The sequence below is a fragment of the Tsuneonella sp. HG222 genome (assembly GCF_053819185.1).
In genome coordinates, this window is record NZ_JBSOQZ010000001.1 from 753,737 (window position 1) to 769,253 (window position 15,517).

At 68.2% G+C, this 15,517-nt stretch carries 16 protein-coding genes; 10 read left to right on the forward strand and 6 right to left on the reverse strand.

What is annotated here, in order from left to right:
• A complete protein-coding gene (locus tag ACWPMZ_RS03755) occupies positions 1–531 on the forward strand; it encodes a DUF3237 domain-containing protein (RefSeq protein WP_455702670.1) in 531 nt (176 codons plus the stop codon).
• Between the two features lie 190 nt (positions 532–721).
• A complete protein-coding gene (locus ACWPMZ_RS03760; RefSeq protein WP_455702671.1) occupies positions 722–1,240 on the forward strand; it encodes a DUF1097 domain-containing protein in 519 nt (172 codons plus the stop codon).
• A gap of 97 nt (positions 1,241–1,337) precedes the next feature.
• Here ACWPMZ_RS03760 and ACWPMZ_RS03765 read toward each other — a convergent pair whose 3' ends face one another.
• Together ACWPMZ_RS03765 and ACWPMZ_RS03770 are read right to left on the reverse strand one after the other, a co-directional pair.
• A complete protein-coding gene (locus ACWPMZ_RS03765; RefSeq protein WP_455702672.1) occupies positions 1,338–2,375 on the reverse strand; it encodes a hypothetical protein in 1,038 nt (345 codons plus the stop codon).
• A gap of 54 nt (positions 2,376–2,429) precedes the next feature.
• A complete protein-coding gene (locus ACWPMZ_RS03770) occupies positions 2,430–2,576 on the reverse strand; it encodes a hypothetical protein (protein WP_455702673.1) in 147 nt (48 codons plus the stop codon).
• Between ACWPMZ_RS03770 and ACWPMZ_RS03775 the strand changes: the two genes are divergently transcribed.
• Positions 2,565–4,637, forward strand: a complete 2,073-nt coding sequence (locus ACWPMZ_RS03775; protein WP_455702674.1) for a hypothetical protein — start codon at positions 2,565–2,567, stop codon at positions 4,635–4,637. The genes ACWPMZ_RS03770 and ACWPMZ_RS03775 overlap by 12 nt on opposite strands.
• A gap of 20 nt (positions 4,638–4,657) precedes the next feature.
• On the opposite strand, the gene ACWPMZ_RS03780 is transcribed toward ACWPMZ_RS03775, so the two are convergent.
• On the reverse strand, positions 4,658–6,148 hold the full coding sequence (locus ACWPMZ_RS03780) for a carotenoid oxygenase family protein (protein ID WP_455702675.1): 1,491 nt from the start codon (positions 6,146–6,148) through the stop codon (positions 4,658–4,660).
• Positions 6,149–6,249: 101 nt separating this feature from the next.
• Here ACWPMZ_RS03780 and ACWPMZ_RS03785 point away from each other — a divergent pair, with 101 nt between their 5' ends.
• Together ACWPMZ_RS03785 and ACWPMZ_RS03790 are read left to right on the forward strand one after the other, a co-directional pair.
• Positions 6,250–6,774 (forward strand): MarR family winged helix-turn-helix transcriptional regulator, encoded by a 525-nt coding sequence (locus tag ACWPMZ_RS03785; protein WP_455702676.1) that lies wholly within the window; start codon positions 6,250–6,252, stop codon positions 6,772–6,774.
• Positions 6,775–6,804: 30 nt separating this feature from the next.
• The gene (locus ACWPMZ_RS03790) at positions 6,805–7,236 is read left to right on the forward strand and encodes a nuclear transport factor 2 family protein (protein WP_455702677.1); all 432 of its coding nucleotides are present in this window, start codon (positions 6,805–6,807) and stop codon (positions 7,234–7,236) included.
• Between the two features lie 32 nt (positions 7,237–7,268).
• On the opposite strand, the gene ACWPMZ_RS03795 is transcribed toward ACWPMZ_RS03790, so the two are convergent.
• Both ACWPMZ_RS03795 and ACWPMZ_RS03800 read right to left on the reverse strand, forming a co-directional pair.
• Positions 7,269–8,492, reverse strand: coding sequence for an MFS transporter (locus tag ACWPMZ_RS03795; protein ID WP_455702678.1), 1,224 nt, complete (start codon positions 8,490–8,492; stop codon positions 7,269–7,271).
• Positions 8,489–9,361 carry a hypothetical protein gene (locus ACWPMZ_RS03800; RefSeq protein WP_455702679.1) on the reverse strand — a complete coding sequence of 291 codons (873 nt, stop codon included), beginning with the start codon at positions 9,359–9,361 and terminating at the stop codon, positions 8,489–8,491. Before ACWPMZ_RS03800 ends, ACWPMZ_RS03795 begins: the two co-directional genes overlap by 4 nt.
• Positions 9,362–9,455: 94 nt before the next feature.
• Here ACWPMZ_RS03800 and ACWPMZ_RS03805 point away from each other — a divergent pair, with 94 nt between their 5' ends.
• Genes ACWPMZ_RS03805 through ACWPMZ_RS03815 form a run of 3 tightly spaced genes read left to right on the forward strand, consistent with a single transcriptional unit; the run spans position 9,456 to position 11,808 of the window.
• Positions 9,456–11,018, forward strand: a complete 1,563-nt coding sequence (locus ACWPMZ_RS03805; protein WP_455702680.1) for an FAD-binding oxidoreductase — start codon at positions 9,456–9,458, stop codon at positions 11,016–11,018.
• Positions 11,015–11,449: a c-type cytochrome gene (locus ACWPMZ_RS03810; protein ID WP_455702681.1), complete on the forward strand. Its 435-nt coding sequence runs from the start codon at positions 11,015–11,017 to the stop codon at positions 11,447–11,449. The genes ACWPMZ_RS03805 and ACWPMZ_RS03810 overlap by 4 nt, the downstream gene beginning before the upstream one ends.
• Complete coding sequence (locus ACWPMZ_RS03815) at positions 11,446–11,808, forward strand: hypothetical protein (protein WP_455702682.1); 363 nt, start codon at positions 11,446–11,448, stop codon at positions 11,806–11,808. The genes ACWPMZ_RS03810 and ACWPMZ_RS03815 overlap by 4 nt, the downstream gene beginning before the upstream one ends.
• Here the strand turns inward: ACWPMZ_RS03815 and ACWPMZ_RS03820 are convergent.
• Entirely contained in the window at positions 11,805–12,302 is a 498-nt protein-coding gene (locus tag ACWPMZ_RS03820; RefSeq protein WP_455702683.1) for a nuclear transport factor 2 family protein, read from the reverse strand. The genes ACWPMZ_RS03815 and ACWPMZ_RS03820 overlap by 4 nt on opposite strands.
• A gap of 71 nt (positions 12,303–12,373) precedes the next feature.
• Here ACWPMZ_RS03820 and ACWPMZ_RS03825 point away from each other — a divergent pair, with 71 nt between their 5' ends.
• Positions 12,374–13,288: an NAD(P)H-binding protein gene (locus tag ACWPMZ_RS03825; RefSeq protein ID WP_455702684.1), complete on the forward strand. Its 915-nt coding sequence runs from the start codon at positions 12,374–12,376 to the stop codon at positions 13,286–13,288.
• Positions 13,285–15,504 (forward strand): PQQ-dependent dehydrogenase, methanol/ethanol family, encoded by a 2,220-nt coding sequence (locus ACWPMZ_RS03830; protein ID WP_455702685.1) that lies wholly within the window; start codon positions 13,285–13,287, stop codon positions 15,502–15,504. Before ACWPMZ_RS03825 ends, ACWPMZ_RS03830 begins: the two co-directional genes overlap by 4 nt.
• The last annotated feature ends 13 nt before the right edge of the window (positions 15,505–15,517 follow it).

The following is a 15,517-nucleotide window of genomic DNA, read 5'->3' on the forward strand; positions in this document are numbered from 1 at the left end:
ATGACAGAGTTCTCCGACACCACGCCGTTCCAGCCCCCCTATTCCGAGGCCGAGAACCCGCGCCTGGAATTCGTGATGGAAGTGCGCCTGGCCTTTCCCGGCGGCTATTCGATGGCGCCGCTGCCCGGCGGCGGGATGCGCACCGCGGTACTGGTCAAGGAAGGCGTGTTCGAGGGTCCCCTGCTGCGCGGCCGGGCGATCCCGGGCTCGGGCGGCGACTACGCCTACTGGCGCGGCGACGATGTAGCCGTCCTCGATGCGCGTTACCTGCTCGAGGAGGAGGACGGCACGGCCATCATGCTGCAGAACCGCGGCTTCCTGTGGGGCCGCAAGCCCGACACGATGGTTCGGCTACGGAAATGGGCGTTCGAGGGCGGCGAGCCGGTCCCCCACGACGAGTACTACCTGCGCAGCCAGACGACGTTCGAATGCGCGGCCGGCAAGCACGACTGGCTGACCAAGCATGTCTTCATCGGCGTGGGCGAGCGGCGCAGCGACGGCAACCGGTTGCGGTATTACGCGCTGACCTGACCCTTCCGGGCACGCGCCGGCGATAGCGCGCGCCCAGCCGAGCCGGCCGCTCCATTCATTCAGGGCGGACAAAGTCAAAGACACGCTGGACGGGGGCATCCAACAGGGTTAGCCTGCCGGTCAGCGGGGGAAGGAGAGCCCTCGCGCGCAGAGCCGCCCATGCGGCCCGCAAACCTGGGGGAGAAAAAACATGCCCGCATTGCTTGCCCTTGCCCTGTCGGTCGGCGTGCTCGCCGTCCTCGATACCTGGCTTTTCGTCGTACCGCTCGCCTCGTTCCTGCCCGGCCTGGTGTGGATCAGCTTTATCGCCTGGGGCTGCCATTTTCATTCGGGCGGCGGCGTGAAGGGTATGACCACGGCCATTGTCGGGATGAGCTTCGGTGCCCTCGTGGGCATGGTTGCAGTCATCCTGGCGTCGGGCGCGCTTGCCGGCCTGGGCGATTTTGCCGCGCCGCTGGCGGTCGGTCTCGGCGCCTTCGTCATCTGCCTCGCCAGCGCCATTCCGCCGCTGGCGACGATCCCGGCCAGTGTCTACGGCTTCGCCTCGATCGCCGGCCCCATCCTGCTGGCCGAGATGAGCCCGACCGAAGCCATCGTCCCGACGATCGTTTCGGTGATCATCGGCGCGGTGTTCGGCATCGTTTCGGAAAACCTCGCCAATGCGTTGACCGCCAAGAGTGCGCCGACGGCCGAACAGGTCGCCAGCTAGTACCCTACGGCGTGCAACGGCAGGGCCTCGCCGGCGGTGCACCGGCGGGGCCCTTTCGTTTCGGGCGCCCGGTCCGGACTGAACCCCATGCAGCCTACTATTTCGCGCCGCCGCCGGCATCGCGGGCGGTGCCGTCCGCCTCGCGCGCGGCCCAAGCCGCTTCGCGCTCCTTGGCGAGGAACGGGCTGGTCGAAGTGATGTAGCCGCGGAACTGCACGTTGCCTTCGTGGCAGGCATATTCGAACTGCTCGTAGTCCGAGTTGCGCTGCCACGGGAAATCGTATTTGAAGGTGCCGGTCAGGGTCACCGGATCGGTTACCCAAGCTTCGTAGCGGATCGTATCCGGGCCGGTGGGTGTCAGCCGCTCGACGATCTTCATCTGCTCGCTGTTGGGCACCGGGCGGGGGCTATTGCCGACGTTCGAGATGGGCACGCCGGGCACGAAGTTGGTCGTCTCGATGACCAGTGTTTCGCCTTCGAAATGGCCGCGTGAGAACCCCAGCCAGTTCCTGACCGCCGGCGGCGGGGCGTCTGCCTTGCCGATGGGAATGATCCGCGTTTCGTGGATCATCTCCAGCCGGATCGCCGCGTAGCCGGGCGATTGCCAGATCTCGATGCCGGAGTTGTAGTTTCCGGGCAGCATCGAGCCGGGCATCCCGCGCGTGATGCAACGGTCGAACGGATTGAAGTCGTTCGCCCAGATGAAGGTGTCTTCGGTCCAGCTCGATTTCTGCAGGGCCGCCAGGCGCGCGCCTTCCTCCGTCATTGCCGGGATGCGCCCGTCGGCGGGCTCTGTGATCAGCGAGTTCTGCCGCAGTGGCAGGCCGCGCTCGATCCAGTGGCCCATGCCCATCTTGTTGGCCTTGCCCTCCTGCTCGATCCAGCTCTGCTGCTCGCGTGCGTTGCGCAGTGCAGCTTCGTATTCCTCGTCGGTCAGGTCTGCCCGAGTTCCGGCACCGGGCGCGCGCTGGCGCGGGGTCTGCGCGAGATAGTCGATCGGCCAGCGCCCGGTCAGGTCGGGATCGCCCCACTCGGTGCGCTTGGCTTTGTAAGCGTCTTCGGCCGCGACCGGGGCACTCGAGAGCGCCAGCGCCAGCGCCGCGGGCAGCGCCGGTACGAGTCGGAATCCTGTCATCGTCTCTCCCCCTCCACCGGCAAATATGCCTGCCGAACCGCCGCGCGCAACCGTTCATCGCGGCAGGGCGCTCGGCTCGCCGCCGAAACCGGACTGGTCGATGAACGCCGCCACCACGGCGAGTTCAGTCGCCATCGCTAGATTGGACGGTTCGATAACCGCGCCCACGCCGGAGCAAGGAGTGGCCCCATGAAGACCCATCGCAAAATTCTCTCGACCGCCGCGCTTGGCGTGCTCGCGATCGCGCTCGCCGGCTGCGAACCCGACGAATACGGCCAGTCCGCCTCGCTTCCGCTATCCGCCGCGTCGTTCCAGCCCGGCTGGTCGATGGACGACCTGGCCGGGATCGACCCGGCCTTTCTCGGCTCGGGCGCACCGATGTATCCCGATGCGCTGCCGATGCAGGCCTATTGGGATGGCGATTACGCGCAGGCGCCGATGTTCGACTACGCGCCCGAGTACGACGGCGGTTACTACCAGCCGCTGGAGCAGGACTATTACGCGCCGGATGAGGGCGGGCTGGGCGATATCGCGCTGCTCGCGCTCGCCGCCGCGCTGGGCGGGATGCTCGGCAATGCGCCGCCCGACTACGGGTTCGATTACTACGGCGGGGTGCAGCCCTGGGGCTGGAACACGGCTGACGACTACGTCCGCTATGCCGAGCCGGTCTATGGCGGGTACCGCTATTACTATTACGAGCCGGATGCCTACCGGCCGTTTTACGTGCAGGATCCCTATTACGGCTACGGCTATCGCGACGACCGCCTGATCGTGATTTACGACCGCGACGGGCGCCGCGTCGATTCCCGCCGCGCCGAGCGCCAGCGGCTTGCCGCGCGGACCTATTTCGTGCGCGGCGAGGAGCTTTACCGGTACGGCGAGGATGCCCAGCGCTACGGCGTGCCGGCGCCGCTGTGGGAGCGCAATCGCGCCACCTTCGTGCGGGACAACCGCCAGTGGGACAAGGTCCGCGCCAAGCGCCCCGTTTGGCGCGAATGGGAGCGCAACGAAGGCATCGCCGTCCACCGCGACTGGGCGGGCGAAGCCCTGCTGCGCCGCGGGGCGGAGCGCGACTTCGCCGGCTGGCAGCAGGCGAGCTACAGCAAGCAGGCGCCGACCTTCTACACGCCCGAGGCGCGCCGCACCCAATTGAGCAAGGTTGCCGATCTCAGGGCCCGCAACAAGGACGCGGAGCGCCAGCGCCAGATCCAGACCGAGCAGGTCAGGCTGGCCGCTGCTCAGGATCGCGGCAAGGGTTGGTCGGGCCGGCAGCAGCAGGTCGAGACCGTGGCCTTCACCCGCCCGATGGATGCCGGAAAGGCGCAGGAGCGCGCGGCGCGCCAGCAGCAAGCGGTGCTGCGCGGCGCCGAGCGACCGCGCGCTTTTGCCGGTCAGGCCGAGGCGCGCCAGTTGCAGCCGCAGCGCGCGGACGCCCAGTCGCGCAAGCAGCAGGAGGCCGGGGCGCGGCAGCAGCGCGAGGTTCGCACGCAGCAGGACCGCCGCCAGCAAGGCGAGCGGCAACAACTCGCCCGCGCCGAACAGCAGCGTCAGCAGGCCGACCGTTCCCAGCAGGGCGAGCAGCGCCAGGCTCAGGCGAGGGCTGCTAAGGCCGAGCAGCAGCGCCAGGTGCAGCAGGCGCGCAACAACGAGCGTCAGCAACAGCAGCAGGCCAGCCAGGCCCCCGAACGCAAGCAGCAGCAGGCCCGCGCGTCCCAACAGCGGGACCAGCAGCGCCAGCAGCAACAGGCCCAAGCCGCGCAGCAGCGCGAGCAGCAACGCCAGCAGCAGCAAGCCCAGGCAGCGCAGCAGCGCGAGCAGCAACGCCAGCAGCAGCAGGCTCAGGCCGCGCAGCAGCGCCAGCAGCAGCAGGCGCAGGCGGCACAGCAGCGCGATCAGCAGCGTCAGCAGCAGCAGGCGCAGGCGGCGCAGCAACGCGAACAACAGCGCCAGCAGCAGCAGGCCCAGGCCGCACAGCAGCGTCAGCAGCAGCAGGCTCAGGCAGCACAGCAGCGCCAGCAACAGCAGGCCCAAGCGGCGCAGCAGCGCGAGCAGCAGCGTCAGCAACAGCAAGCGCAGGCAGCGCAACAGCGCGAACAACAGCGCCAGCAGCAGCAGGCTGCCGCTCAGCAGCAACGCCAGCAGCAGGCCCAGGCGGAGCGGCAGCAGCGCGAGCAGGCGCAGGCCGCTGGCGCGGCTCAGCCGCAGGGCGGCGCCGACACCGGCCGCGGCAAGGGTAACGGAAAGGGGCGCGGGGCCGGCTGACCGGCCGCGCGCTCAGCCGTTCAACCCTTGAGCACGCTCGCGTTCAGTTTGTCGCGGCTGACCCAGGTACCGTGCACTTGGCTGCGAAGCGGCATGCCGGTCCTGACCTTGGCGACGGGTCCTGCCTCGATGGCGTCGGCGGCGACGATCCACAGTTCGGACAGATAGTCGCCCGGGCGCTGCTGGCCCGGATCGGGATGGGTCGGCATGTCGACGACGCTGAGAAGCCAGCCGCCGTGGCCGGCCGTCCGGCTGGGGACATAGGCAGGCTCGCTGATCGCCGCACCCGGCGGCACGCCCATCAGGTCGACGCGGCCGGTTTCCGGCTCGAAGCGGATCAGCGCGTTCATGTTGACGCCCACCGGGCCGCCCACCATCGGCGGACCGCCCTGCGGGTTCATGCTGAGATACCAGCAGCGATCGTAGGGCCGCCCCTGATCGGCATCGCACACGCGGCACAGGTCACCCGGCGGGCCGATGTCGCTGCTCTCCAGCACCGGCTCGTCCTTGCTCATGTCGATCGTCCAGCGGGTGATCGCGCCCTTCAGCGTCTGCTGGTCGCGCTCGATCCCGCCCGCCTCGCGCATGAAGGCAAAGGCGTTGGTGTCGGTCAGGCACAGGTCGAGATGGACCTTGTCCCCATCGTCGAAGCCGTTGACCTCGTGGAAGCACGAGACGCCGACCGGCCCCTCGATCCATTTCATCTCGCTCACGTCGCCGTAGCGCGGCATGATGCCGATCCAGCTCGGCTTGTCCTGATGGTGCGCCCAGTGCGCCCCGCCGGCCTTAATCCGGTCGAGATCGGCCAGCGTCGGGAAGATCGGGAAGATGGCGTACTTCTCGGTGATCACGAAGTCGTGGATGGTCGAGAGATAGGGCTGCTCGAACCACTGTTCCTTGATCAGGTCGCCGTCCTTGTCGGCAATGCAATAGGCGACGTTGGGATCGCACAGCCCGCCCGCCTCGTAGCCGAAGAAGAACATCTCTCCCGTCTCGGGATCGATGCGCGGGTGGGCGGTGAAGGTCTCGCTCTTGAGCTTGCCCTGGTAGTCCCACTTGCCCGCGGTCCTCAGGGTGTGCGGATCGATTTCGTAGCCGCGCCCGTCCTCCTTGGTCATGAACAGGCGGCCGGCGTGCCAGACCGGGGTGGTGTTGGCGACCGTGCGGTCCACGCCCTCGACGCTGGGATCGTCGGTGAAGGGGTTGCGATAACGCCCGAACAGCGCCCGCCCGGCCTTCTTTTCTGCCAGGTAGCGTTCCGTTTCGACATAGCGGATCGCGAAATCGACCTTGCCCCCGCCGATGTCGAACTTGGCAATCATCCCGTCGTGGTTGAGCGCAATGTCGTCGTCGAACATCGGCGCGTGCGCATTGTCGGGCACGGCGCGAAAGAACGCACCATCGATATCGGCCGGGATTTCCCCTTCGACTTCCAGGTCGTGCAGGTCGGTTTCCAGCTGTCGCGGCGTGTTGCTGCCGATGAAATGAATGGTCTGTGGAAACGCGCCCATTTGCCTTGCCTCTCTCCAATCGAATCTTGGCAGGGGACCGTAACGCCTGTTACAGTCTTGGCAACGGCCCGGCTGCGATCGGGTGGATTGGGGGCAATTGCATGGGGGTGGAGCGCAAGGCCGACGAGCGCTGGCTAGGGGTTACCGAGCCGAGCGGAAGGGTGGGCACGCTCCACCGGGTGCTCAAGCTCAACAACCGGCTGATGCAGCCGTTCTCGATGCATCTATCCCACCGCTACAACATCAGCGTGAACGAGTTCCGGCTGCTGATGGCGATCGGCCGCCTGGGCGAGGCGGCAAGCCATGAACTGGCAGAGCACACCGGCGTCAACGCGATGAGTGTGAGCCGCGCGGTCGGCACGCTGCAGCGCCACGGCCGCATCACGGTCGAGACCGACCCCGCCAACCGCCGCCGCAAGGTGCTGCGCCTGACCGCGGAAGGGCGCAGGCTGTACGAAATCATGCTGCCGCAGACGCAAGGGGTGGCCGATTTCCTGCTCGAAGGCATGTCGGAGGACGAGATAACCAAGCTCGACGAGATCGTCACGCGGATGATCGCCCGCCTCGAAGCGACCGACGAGGAAGGCAACAGCATGTTTATCGAGGAAACGCGGCCGGAGGACTGAGGCGACAATGATCGATGCCGGTGCTGTGACATGACCGAGGATGAGCGCCGCGCGATCGAGGCCGACTGCGCGCGGCTGATCTTCGACTACGTCAACCGCAACGACGCGCATGACTGGGAAGGGTGCGCCGCGCTTTACACCGAAGACGCGCGCTTCGCCCGTCCCTCGCAGCCCGACACGGTGGTGGAAGGGCGCGGGGCGATCCTGGCGGCCTTTCTCGCCCGTCCGGCGCGGGCGCAGCGCCACGTCATCGCCAATGTCGTGGTCGACGTCGAAGGGCCGGATGCCGCACGGGCGTTTTCGGTCATCGTCCTGTACATGGGTGACGAAGCGGACGACGGCGGCCTTCCGGTCCGCGCCGCGAACAGCCCGCTGATCGGCTGGTTCCGCGACCGGCTGGTCCGCACGGCCGAAGGCTGGCGTTTCGCCGAGCGCATGGGTGGGCTCGATTTCCGGCCCTGACGGCCGGCGACATCGTCAGGACCCGGGCGGTATCACGCCGATGCGAGCTGCCGCCGCTTGACCGCCAGCGCCAGCGGCACTGCCAGGGCAGCAATCACGCACAGCACGGCCGGAACGGCGGCGACGGCGAAATAGGTCTGCGCCGAGGCTCCGCCGGACAGCACCAGTTCGCCCACCGGGGGCCCAGCGACCGCGCCGACCCTGGCGACCAGGATGCCCATGCCGATGGCCGAGGACAGCAGCCGCGGTGGGAACAGGTACGCGCACAGCGCCGGCAGGGCCATGCCGCCGGCGGACGCACCGCCCACGCCGACCATCAGCAGCAGCGTCCAACGCACCGGCTCGGGGGCGGAGAAGCTGACGGCGAGAAACGCAGCCGCCATGGCCCCGAACAGCGCGATCAGGGTCGCGCCGGGGCGCCAGCGGTCGATCCCGAAGCTGGCGGCGATGCCGATCGCGAGGCCGGCCAGCTGGACGACGCCCGATACGCGCGCCGCATCGTCGAGCGTGAAGCCGGCCGTCGGCAGCACCGTGGGGATCCACGAGTTGAGGTAGTAGAGGTTCATCGCATTGAGCGAGAGCAGGGCGGCGACGACTGCGAAGGGCAGCGCCCAGGGCGCCCTGAACAATTCGAACTGCGGCACCTTGGCAGGTCCAGACGGCGCATTGGCAGCTTTAAGGGCTGCGCCTTCGGGAGGCCCCTTGGCGAGCGTGTAGCCGAGCGCGAGCGCCAGCATGGCTGCGATCAGGCCGGGGACGATGAACAGGGCCTGCCAGCCGCCAAAGACGATCACCTCGGGCGCGAAAATCCCGGCGATTGCGATGCCGAGCGGGATCCCCGCAGAGACGATCGCCATGATCGTTGCCCGCAGCCGCTCGGGCGCGAGCTCGGCCGACAACGCGCTGACATTGGGCAGCGCGGCACCCAGTCCGAAGCCGGTCAGGAAGCGCCAGAGCAGGAACTCGTTCACGCTCGTGGCGGTAGCGGTCGCGAGCGTCGTCATCGATACCGCGAGGCAGCCGAACACGATCAGCGGCCGCCGCCCGATCCGGTCGCCGAGCGGAGCGATCAGCGCGCCGCCGACGCCCAGCCCGATGAGGATGATCGAGAAGACCCAGCCGAACGCGGGCGGGGCGATGCCCAGCGCGGCCTCCAGGCGCGGCACCGCAAGGCCCATTGCGGCGATGTCGTAGCCCTCCATCACGAAGACCCCGCCGAGCAGGATCAGCGCCAGCGTGCGCCGTGCCGGAGTCACGGGCGGCCACCCTTGGCGGAATCCCACGGGGAGGGCATGTGATAGGGCACGGTGATGAAGTTCGCCTCGATCTGTTCAATCGCATGGTCGCGGATTTTGAACGCTTCGGATAGATAGAACGTGTGCGGGCGGCGGATCGGGCTGGTGACCTTGGTCCCGTCGGTCAGCGTGTAGTCGCCCAGCTTGCCGCGATGGTCGATGAAGCCGTGGGCCAGCACGATGCCGCGCTCCTCGTCGACCAGCGGATAGCGCCGGCCGCGCAGGCGGTCGTCGTAACGATAATTGCCCAGCGCGAACTGTTCCTCGCATGACAGGTGCGCCACGGGGACGAAGAAGGCGGGGTTGTTGGTCGTCTGCACGCCGTTCTCGATCCGGTCGCAGCCGGGGTGGAACTTCGTGCGGATCGTCCCGTCGTTCAGCTCCAGCGTCGAGAAATACCCGTCGGCCAGGGCGATCATCTCGGAGCGGCCGGCCCGCTCTTGGGGCGGGACGATCGCTTCCATCACCGGCTTGGGATCGAACCTCGGGTCGGGAAAGACCAGCGCCTCGTCCTTCTGGCGCACCACCAGCGTCTCCACCTCGGCGAGCGCGCCGCCGGCAAAGCCCAGGCGGATGCATGCGCCGGAGGTGTCGTTGGTCTCGGTCACGGTGGTGAACAGCGCGACCTGGCCGGTCGCCACGTCGGCGAAGCGCAGGTCGTAGGGCCCGATCGCGGTGATCGTCTGCCAGAGGCCGTCACCGGGCTCGAGCGCGACGTTGTTCTCGCTGGTCAGCGCACCTGGCGCCCAGTCGACCCGTGCCGGATCGTGCGCCAGCAGGGCCGCCAGGTATCGGTCGAGCCCGGCATACAGTTCTTCTCGTGTCGTCAAGACCTCTCCCCTCCTTGACTCCTGACACCGCTACTCCAAAAGTAACGAGCGTTAAAGTCGCACGTTCGGATGCGGCGGGGAGAGATTGCGGACAATGGCGGACATACCCCTTCCACCGGGCTTCACGGCCATGAAGATGGACGAGGCGCGGCGGGCGTTCGAAGCCGCGCTGGGCGCCGACAAGGTGTTCTTCGACGATCTCGACCGGGTCACCTACCAGGACAAGTTCGCGATCGACGATTCGGCGCATCTGGCGGCCGGGGCGATCGGGCCGACGAGCGTGGAGGAAGTCCAGGCCGCGGTGAAGATCGCCAACCAGTACCGCGTGCCGCTGTTCCCGATCAGCCGGGGCAAGAACTTCGGCTACGGCACCGCCGCGCCGGTGTTGTCCGGGTCCGTGGTGATGGACCTGTCGGGTATGAAGAAGATCGAATTCGATGCCGCCAACGGCGTCGCGACGCTCGAGCCCGGGGTCGGGTTCTACGACCTGTACGATTTCCTCCAGGCGGGTAACCACCCCTACTGGCTGTCGGTGCCGGGCAATTCGTGGGGCTCGGTCGTCGGCAATGCGCTCGACCGCGGGGTCGGCTACACGCCCTATGGCGAGAACACGAAGTTTCTCTGCGGGTTGGAGGTCGTTCTTCCCACCGGCGAAGTGGTCCGCACGGGCATGGGCGCGTTCAGCGGATCGAGCACCTGGGGGCTCTACCCGTTCGGCTTCGGCCCCGCATGGGACCAGATGTTCGTTCAATCGAACTTCGGCATCGTGACCAAGGCCAATATCTGGCTGATGCCAGAGCCCGAGAGCCTGATGGGCATGGACGTCGAATTCGACCGGCCGGAAGACCTGAAGGCGATGGTCGACACCATCGGCCCGCTGCGCCGCGAAGGGTTGCTGCGCCAGTCGCCCAGCATCGGCAACTGGCTGCGCGCCGCCTCCGTCCTGACCACGCGCGACCAGTGGACCGACAAGCCCGGCGCGCTGGGCGATGACGTGATCGACGCGATCCGCAAGAGGTTCAACATCGGCTGGTGGGGCGTGTCGCTGCGCCTGTTCGGGCGCGAGGATATGAACAAGGCCGCCTACAAGGTGCTCGAGCGCGAGATCGGCAAGATCAAGCCGCTTTCGGTCAAGCCGTCGAGCTGGGTCAAGGGCCAGCCGATCGAACGCACCGCGGTGACCGGTACCCCGCTGACCTTTCCGATGCAGAACATCAACTGGTACGGCGGGCGCGGCGGGCACATCGGCTTCAGCCCCATCCTGCCGCAGGACGGCGACGTGGCGCTGGCGCAGTTCAACCGGACCTATGCCCGCTACAAGGAGTACGGGATGGATTATCAGGGCAGCTTCGCCTTCGGCGAACGGCACCTGATCAACGTCAACGCCATGATCATCGACAAGGACGACGAGGAACGGATGGGCCGGGTGGATCGGTTCTTCCGGGCGTTGGTGGCCGATGCGAAGGCCAACGGGTTCGGCGAATATCGCACCCACCTGGACTACATGGATCTCGTGGCGGGCAGCTACGACTGGAACGGCAACGCGCTGCTCAAGCTCAACGAAAAGGTGAAGAACGCCCTCGATCCCAATGGAATCATTGCCCCGGGCAAGAGCGGCATCTGGCCCAAGGGCCTCGAAGGGAGTCGCGGCAAATGAACCCGAAGCTCGCGTCCGCATCGCTCGCCGGGCTGGTCCTGCTGGCCTGTGCGACCCAGGCCAGTTCGCAGGCCGGGGCAGACGTCACCAGCCAGCCTACTCAGCGCGGGGGGCCGGCCCCGATGCCCAAGCCGATCACGCTGTCCGAACGGCCCAACGCCACCGGGGGCGAGAAGGCCTATGTCGAGAAGTGCGCGATGTGCCACGCGCCCAACGGGATGGGCCACGGCCTGCTCGGCCGCCGGGTGGACGAGGCTGATCTCGAAAAGCGCGACAACCTTGCGGCGGCCTATGTCGTCGTCGCGGCGCGCAGGGGCATCGGCAACATGCCGGCAGTCCCGCGGGCGGAAGTCTCGGACGCCGAACTGCAGGCGATCGCGGACTATCTCGCGGCCGGACCGCACGGAGCGGCCCCAGGAGCGAGCAAGTGATCGCCGCGAGCCGGCGCGGAGTGCTCGCCGGGGCGATGGCGCTGCCCGCCGCTGCGTCGGTCAAGGCCGCCGTGACCCGCGCGCCGAGCGGCACCGTGTTGATCTACGATCCGGAGCTGGAGACGGCACGCAAGTTCGCGCTCTCAGCCGAGGCGCGGAGCGAGCCTTCGCTGGCCGTCGAGGGCGACCGCATCCGCTTCGCCCGGCAGGTGCTGGCCCGCCGCCCGGCGCTGGTCGTGGGCGTGACGCGCGCGGCCGACGCGCTGCTGATTGAAGAGGTCGCGCGCGAGGCCGGCTATGTCCCGGTCGCGCCGCCCAAGGGGCTGGGTCCGGCCGGGTGGGCTCTCGCCCCGCGCTAACGCCGGATGATGAGCGAATCCGGCCGCTTGCGCGGAACCCACTGGCCGCGGCCGGGAAACTTCTCCAGCACCTGGCCGTCCCACAGCCGCACGATGCGGCGCCGGAAGCGCCACTCGCCGTCGGTGCCCTTGACCGCGTGGTCGTCGTACCAGCCGGCGAAGCGCAGCACGTAGGGCGGCTCGCCCTCGCACTCGGTGACGAAGGCGAAGCCGCGCATCTTCACGCTGCCGTCGCCCTGCGGCATGTACTGGACCTGCGTGACGTGGTGCTGCCGGCCCGGGAAGCCGGGCGCGTTGGCGTAGTGCTTCATCAGCCCGCGGATCCCGTCGTGGCCTTCCCACACGTCGGGCTCGTCGAACACCTCCTCGCTCATCACGCAATCCTCGGTGAAGCAGGCGACGAGCGCCTCTGCATCGCCGGTGTCGAGCGCCCAGGAATAGGCGGCGATCAGGTCTTGCAGGCCGAGGCGGTCCTCGATCGGAAGCTTGCTCATGCGAATATCTCTCCCAGTTGTTGCCTCAACCGTAACACCCGTTAGTATCGCAGCCAAGAAGGAGAGGATTCTTGGGCAAGATCGTGGTGTCCGGCGCGTCCGGACAATTCGGCAGCATGGCGGCGCGCATGCTGCTCGAGCACATTCCGGCGGAAGACCTGATCGTCTTCAGCCGCAGTCCCGACAGGCTGGCGGAGTTCGCCGAGGCCGGGGCACAGGTGCGGCAGGGCGACTTCGACGATCCCGCGAGCCTGGCCGGCGCGATGGCGGGGGGCGAGAAGCTGCTGCTGATCTCCACCGTGCGCGTGGGCAGCCGGGTGGAACAGCACACCGCCGCGGTCGAGGCGGCCAGGGCGGCGGGGGTGAGGCACGTCGTCTACACCTCGCTGCTCGGTGTGCGGAAGCCGGGCAACCCCTCGGTCGAGGGGTTCGATCACATCGCGACCGAGACGATGATCGAGGCCTCGGGCCTGGCCTACACCCACCTACGCAACAGCCTCTATGCCGAGGCCGTGGCGACGGCGATGGCGATCCCGGCGCTCGCTTCGGGCCACAAGCCCGAAAACTCGGGCGACGGGCGCGTGCCGATCGTCAGCCGCGACGACTGCGTGGCGACGGCTGTGGGCGTGCTGACGCAGGACGGGCACGAGAACACCGCGCTCGACGTCACCGGGCCGGAGATGTGGACGCTGCCCGACGCGATGGCGCTGGTCGGCGCGATGGCGGGCAAGCCGATCCATGTCGAACGCGTCGATGACGAGGAGATGTTCGCCTATTTCGATTCGCTCGGCGTGGCGCGCAAGGCGTCCGACGTGGTGCCCGACGGGCCGATTCCGTGGGCGAGCGAGGGCATGGTGACCTTCGGCCAGTCGATCCGCGAGGGGTATATGGACATCGAATCGAACGACGTCGAACGCGTGACCGGCCGCGTGCCGCGCACGCTCAAGTCGGTGTTCGAAGAATTTCAGCACCTCTGGCCCCGATGAATTCGTCGCTTCGACGCCTTTGCCTCTGCGCTTCGCTGCTGCTCGCCGCCTGTTCGGGCGGGACCGGGGAAGCGCCCGCGCCGGCAGTCGACACCTCGACCTACGGCGCCGGCGACGACTGGGACAATCCGGGCGGCGACTGGGCCTCGAGCCACTTCTCGCGGCTGACCGACATCAGCGCCCAAAACGTTGGCGAGCTGGGCCTGGCGTGGGAATACGACCTGGGCACCGCCCGGGTGCAGGAATCGACCCCGGTGGTGATCGACGGGACGATGTACGCCAGCGGCAACCTGGGCCGGGTCTACGCGCTCGACGCGGCAACCGGGGAGGAGAAGTGGACCTTCACGCCCGAGGTCGACATGCAGGTCAACCGCGCGGCCTGCTGCGACCAGGCCAATCGCGGGCTGCAGGTCAGCGGCGGCAAGGTCTTCGTCGCCGCGCTCGACGGCAAGCTCTACGCGCTCGACGCGGCGACCGGGGCGGTGCGCTGGACGACGGACACGATCACCGACCGCGGCCGCGCCTACACGGTGACCGGCGCCCCGGAAATCGCCGGCAACCTCGTGCTGATCGGCAACGGCGGGGCGGAGTACGACACGCGCGGCTATGTCTCGGCCTATAACCAGAACACCGGCGATCTCGCCTGGCGCTTCTACACGGTGCCGCGCGATCCGGCCGAGGGCGAGCAAGAGAACCCCGAGCTCGAGGGCGCGCTCGCCACCTGGAGCAAGGACAGCCGCTTCGACATCGGACTGGGCGGCACGGTGTGGGATGCGATCAACTACGACCCGCAGTTCGACCAGGTGATCATCGGCGTCGGCAACGGCGGGCCCTATCCGATGAGCATCCGCAGCCCGGGCGGCGGCGACAACCTGTTCCTCAACAGCCTCGTCGCGCTCGACCGCAAGACAGGGCGGGTGAAGTGGCACTTCCAGGAAACCCCGCAGGACCAGTGGGACCTGACCGCCACCCAGCCGATGATCCTCGCCGAGCTGGACGTGGGCGGCACCAAACGCCCCGTGGTGCTGCACACCCCCAAGAACGGCTTCTTCTTCGTGGTCGACCGCGAGACGGGCAAGCCGCTGGCGGCCAACGCCATCGCCCGGGTCAACTGGGCGAGCGGCTGGGACCTTGCCACCGGCAAGCCCATCCTGACGCCGGAGACGAGCGACTATACCAAGGGCCCGCAGATCATCTTCCCGGCCAGCCCCGGCGCGCGCAATTGGTACCCGGCGGCCTACGATCCGGGGCGCAATCTCTATTTCGCGCAGGTGACCGACATGGGGAACCTGTTCTGGATCCCGCCCGGTCCCAAGCGGCCGGAGCGCATCGCGACCGGGCTCAACGCGGGCGTCGCGGCGATCTTCGGCGCCGACCTGCCGCAGGCGGTCGAGGGACTGCCCGAGCCGATCAAGACGCAGGTCAAGGCGCTGCCGGCGTTCAAGCAGACGCTGGACCTGCCGCAGGCGAACGACGTGCGCGCGATCGACCCGATGACCGGCAAGACCAAATGGTCGATCAAGGGGGACGGCTACCAGGACCGCCACGGCGTGCTCGCCACCGCCAGCGGGCTGGTGTTCTACGGCGACCTGGCGGGCAAGCTGCGGGCGGTCGACGCCGAGACCGGCAAGGAACTGTGGAGCGTCGATACCGGCAGCTCGATCATGGCCGCGCCGATGACCTTCCGCGCCGGCGGGGTGCAGTACGTGGCGGTGCAGACCGGCTTCGGCGGCGGGGGCTGGGGGTTCGTCCCGCCCTATTCGGCCGCCTACAAGCGGGGCAACGCCAACCGGCTTCTGGTGTTCAAGGTCGGCGGCGGCGAAGTGCCCCTGCCGGGCGAGCTTCCGCCGCTCGAACCCGCGCCCGCGCCGCCGCCGCAGCTTCCCGGCGTGACCCCGGCGATGATCGCCCAGGGCGCCGCGCTGTTCCCGGCCAACTGCGCGATGTGCCATTCCAACCAGCCGCGCGCCGGCCTGCCCGACCTGCGACGGATGCAGCCCAATATCCACGACGCGTTCGACCAGATCGTGCTGGAGGGCGCGCTGGTGGCGAACGGCATGCCCGCGTGGAAGGACCGGCTCACCCCAGCGCAGGTCAAGGCGATCCACGCCTGGCTGATCGACACGCAGGGCAAGGTCCGCAAGGCCGAATTGGCGGCGCAGAAAGCGGGCAAGCCGCTCGATTCGCCCAGCGCCGCAATCCTGAGTAACTTCTAACCCAACGAGCCCG

Bases quoted from the DNA above. Each gene is read 5' to 3' on its own strand.
- ACWPMZ_RS03755 (WP_455702670.1), top strand. From the start codon at position 1: ATGACAGAGTTCTCCGACACCACGCCGTTCCAGCCCCCCTATTCCGAG.
- ACWPMZ_RS03760 (WP_455702671.1), top strand. From the start codon at position 722: ATGCCCGCATTGCTTGCCCTTGCCCTGTCGGTCGGCGTGCTCGCCGTC.
- ACWPMZ_RS03765 (WP_455702672.1), bottom strand. From the start codon at position 2,375: ATGACAGGATTCCGACTCGTACCGGCGCTGCCCGCGGCGCTGGCGCTG.
- ACWPMZ_RS03775 (WP_455702674.1), top strand. From the start codon at position 2,565: ATGAAGACCCATCGCAAAATTCTCTCGACCGCCGCGCTTGGCGTGCTC.
- ACWPMZ_RS03770 (WP_455702673.1), bottom strand. From the start codon at position 2,576: ATGGGTCTTCATGGGGCCACTCCTTGCTCCGGCGTGGGCGCGGTTATC.
- ACWPMZ_RS03780 (WP_455702675.1), bottom strand. From the start codon at position 6,148: ATGGGCGCGTTTCCACAGACCATTCATTTCATCGGCAGCAACACGCCG.
- ACWPMZ_RS03785 (WP_455702676.1), top strand. From the start codon at position 6,250: ATGGGGGTGGAGCGCAAGGCCGACGAGCGCTGGCTAGGGGTTACCGAG.
- ACWPMZ_RS03790 (WP_455702677.1), top strand. From the start codon at position 6,805: ATGACCGAGGATGAGCGCCGCGCGATCGAGGCCGACTGCGCGCGGCTG.
- ACWPMZ_RS03805 (WP_455702680.1), top strand. From the start codon at position 9,456: ATGGCGGACATACCCCTTCCACCGGGCTTCACGGCCATGAAGATGGAC.
- ACWPMZ_RS03810 (WP_455702681.1), top strand. From the start codon at position 11,015: ATGAACCCGAAGCTCGCGTCCGCATCGCTCGCCGGGCTGGTCCTGCTG.
- ACWPMZ_RS03820 (WP_455702683.1), bottom strand. From the start codon at position 12,302: ATGAGCAAGCTTCCGATCGAGGACCGCCTCGGCCTGCAAGACCTGATC.
- ACWPMZ_RS03830 (WP_455702685.1), top strand. From the start codon at position 13,285: ATGAATTCGTCGCTTCGACGCCTTTGCCTCTGCGCTTCGCTGCTGCTC.